Genomic DNA, 2,684 nt, shown 5'->3' with positions numbered 1-2,684 from the left:
ACGCCGCCTCGCCCCCGACCCGCCGCCGGTCCCCGCGCCCGGCGAGGAGCCCCTCGACCGACACGTCCTCGTCCAGCGCCGCCCAATGGATCCCGAACGGGCTCAGCTCGAACGCCTCCCGCTCCGCCGGCGTCGCCGGCGCCAGCCGCGGGAACCAGGCGAGCGGCACGCCGACGACCCGGCCGTCGGACAGCCCGACCCACATCCGCTCGCCCTCGAAGCGCACCGTCCCAGCCGAAATACTCACCCCACGCCCCCTCGATGACCTCCCGCCGCGCCATCACCACCGCCCGCAGCCGCCGCACCGTCCGCGCATCGCACCCCCGGCTCGCCGCCACCGACACCTCGGCATCGAGCCAGAACTTCAGCTCGCGTCCGCCCTTCATGACATGCACATGCATCGGCTCGCGCGGATCGCCCTCGTTCGAGTAGGAGAAGAACCGGAAGCCATCATACAGAAAGATCGTCGGCATGGGGAGCCCGGGGCTGGCGCTGTCGCCCCCGCGAAGCCTGGGGCCGACGTGGCCCCCGGCGCGACTCCCTTGACTTTCGGCCTCGCCCGCACCACCCCTGAACCCGGAGCGACCGATGCCAGCCGAACACGACCAGATCCCCGAAGCGGCTCTCGCATGGGCGCGCGCCGGCAAGCGCGCGGCCCTCGCCACCGTGGTCGAAACCTGGGGCTCCGCGCCGCGCCCGCAGGGCGCCCAGCTCGCGATCAGCGCCGACGCCGAGATGGTCGGCTCGGTCTCCGGCGGCTGCGTCGAGGGCGCGGTGGTGGCCGAGGCGCTCTCCGCCCTCGACGACGGCCAGCCGCGGCTCCTCGAATACGGCGTCAGCGACGCGGAGGCCTTCTCGGTCGGCCTCGCCTGCGGCGGGCGCATCCGCATCCTGGTCGAGCCGGTCGGCGTCGGCCAGGGCCCCACCCCCGACCTCCTCGCCGAGCTCGCCGCCGCGCGCGCCGCGCGGCGGCCCGTCGTCTACGCCGTCCGCCCCGAGGGGTGGCAGCGCCGCCTCGTCAGCACCCCGGACGACCCGCTCTGGCCGGCCGCCGTCGCGGCGCTCGCCGCCGACAGCTCGGGCTTCGAGGGCGACTGGTTCCTCGGCGTCCACAATCCGCCGCTCCGGATGGCCGTCGTCGGCGCGGTGCACGTCGCCCAGGCGCTCGTCCCCATGGCGCGGCTCGCCGGCTACGACCCGGCGGTGATCGACCCGCGCGAGGCCTTCGCCAGCGAGGCGCGCTTCCCCGGCACCCGCCTCTCGCACGACTGGCCGGACGCGGCGCTCGCCGCCTTCGCCCCCGACACGCGCTCCGCCGTCGTCACCCTGACCCACGACCCGAAGCTCGACGACCCGGCGATCATGGTCGCGCTCCGCTCGCCGGCCTTCTACATCGGCTGCCTCGGCTCGCCCCGCACCCACGGCAAGCGGGTGGAGCGGCTGAAGGCCGCGGGCTTCACCGAGGCCGAGATCGCCCGCATCCACGCCCCGATCGGCGCCGACATCGGCGCCCGCTCCCCGGCCGAGATCGCCATCGCCATCCTCGCCGAGGTCACCGGGACCCTGCGGCGCCCGGCCGCGCGCCGCTGAGATGCGCTTCGGCCCCGTCCCGGTCGGCCAGGCGGAGGGCGCCGTCCTCGCGCATTCGCTGCACGAGGGGGCCTTGCGCATGAAGAAGGGCCGCACCCTCACCGCCGCCGACCTCGCCGCGCTCGCCGCCGCCGGCGTCGCCGAGGTGACGGTGGCCCGGCTCGAGCCGGGCGACCTGCCCGAGGACGCCGCCGCCACCGCCGTCGCGCGGGCGCTCGCCCCCGACGCCGCCGCCCTCGGCCTCTCGGTGTCGGCGCCCTTCACCGGCCGGGTCAACCTCTTCGCCGAGACCGCCGGCATCGTGCGGGTGAACGAGGCCGCCGTCGCCGCGCTGAACGCGATCGACCCGGCGATCACGCTCGCCACGCTCGCCGACCTCGTGCGGGTGCGGGCGCGGCAGATGGTGGCGACGGTCAAGATCATCCCCTATGCCGTCCCGCGCGCCGCCGTGGAGCGGGCGGTCGATTGCCTCTCGGCCGGCGAGGTGCTGCGCGTCGCCGGCTTCCGGCCCGGGCGGGCGACGCTGATCCTGACCCGGACGCCCGGCATGAAGCCGAGCCTCCTCGCCAAGGGCGCCGCCGCCGTCGAAACGCGCCTCGCCGCGCTCGGGCAGGAGCTCGCCTCGCCGGTGACGGTGCCGCACGAGCCGCTCGCGGTCGCCGAGGCGGTGCGCGCGGCGACCGGCGACATGGTGCTGATCCTCGGCGCCTCCGCCACCTCCGACGCGGCCGACGTCTGCCCGGCGGGGCTCGTCGCCGCCGGCGGGCGGCTCCTCCGCTTCGGGATGCCGGTCGACCCGGGCAACCTCCTCTTCATCGGCGAGCACGCCGGGCGCCCGGTCGTCGGCCTGCCCGGCTGCTCCCGCGCGCCGACCATCAACGGCGCCGACTGGGTGCTGGAGCGGCTGGCGGCGGGCGTCGCCACCGGCCCGGCCGAGATCGCCGCCATGGGAGCCGGGGGGCTGCTGAAGGAGATCTCCGCCCGCCCGCAACCGCGCGACGGCCGCCCGCATTCCAAGGACCGCGCCCGGGTCGCCGCCATCGTGCTGGCCGCCGGCGCCGCGCGGCGGATGCGCGGCGCCGACAAGTTGCTCG

3 protein-coding genes and 1 pseudogene are annotated in these 2,684 nt (G+C 76.7%); 2 read left to right on the top strand and 2 right to left on the bottom strand.

All coding sequences use genetic code 11. From position 1 onward, the window contains the following. Both Q0112_RS13180 and Q0112_RS13175 read right to left on the bottom strand, forming a co-directional pair. Window positions 1-247, bottom strand: a 247-nt coding sequence (locus tag Q0112_RS13180; RefSeq protein ID WP_297976010.1) for a DUF2442 domain-containing protein, incomplete at its 3' end; no start/stop codon positions are given. Window positions 248-260: 13 nt separating this feature from the next. Further along, window positions 261-473, bottom strand: a pseudogene (locus Q0112_RS13175) (DUF4160 domain-containing protein); the annotation flags it as partial. Window positions 474-588: 115 nt separating this feature from the next. On the opposite strand from Q0112_RS13175, the gene Q0112_RS13170 reads away from it, so the two are divergent. Both Q0112_RS13170 and Q0112_RS13165 read left to right on the top strand, forming a co-directional pair. After that, window positions 589-1,590 carry an XdhC family protein gene (locus tag Q0112_RS13170; protein ID WP_297976009.1) on the top strand — a complete coding sequence of 334 codons (1,002 nt, stop codon included), beginning with the start codon at window positions 589-591 and terminating at the stop codon, window positions 1,588-1,590. A 1-nt stretch (window position 1,591) separates the two neighbouring features. Continuing rightward, the coding region (locus tag Q0112_RS13165) for a molybdopterin-binding protein (RefSeq protein ID WP_297976007.1) at window positions 1,592-2,684 on the top strand (1,093 nt) is incomplete at its 3' end.

Origin of the sequence: uncultured Amaricoccus sp., assembly GCF_937858865.1 — a bacterium.
In the GTDB taxonomy this organism is placed as follows: domain Bacteria; phylum Pseudomonadota; class Alphaproteobacteria; order Rhodobacterales; family Rhodobacteraceae; genus Amaricoccus.
The sequence above is the reverse complement of the archived record's forward strand: the minus strand, read 5'-3'. Positions and strand labels throughout refer to the sequence as shown.

Coding starts and splice junctions, on each gene's coding strand:
- Q0112_RS13170 (WP_297976009.1), top strand. CDS start 589: ATGCCAGCCGAACACGACCAGATCCCCGAAGCGGCTCTCGCATGGGCG.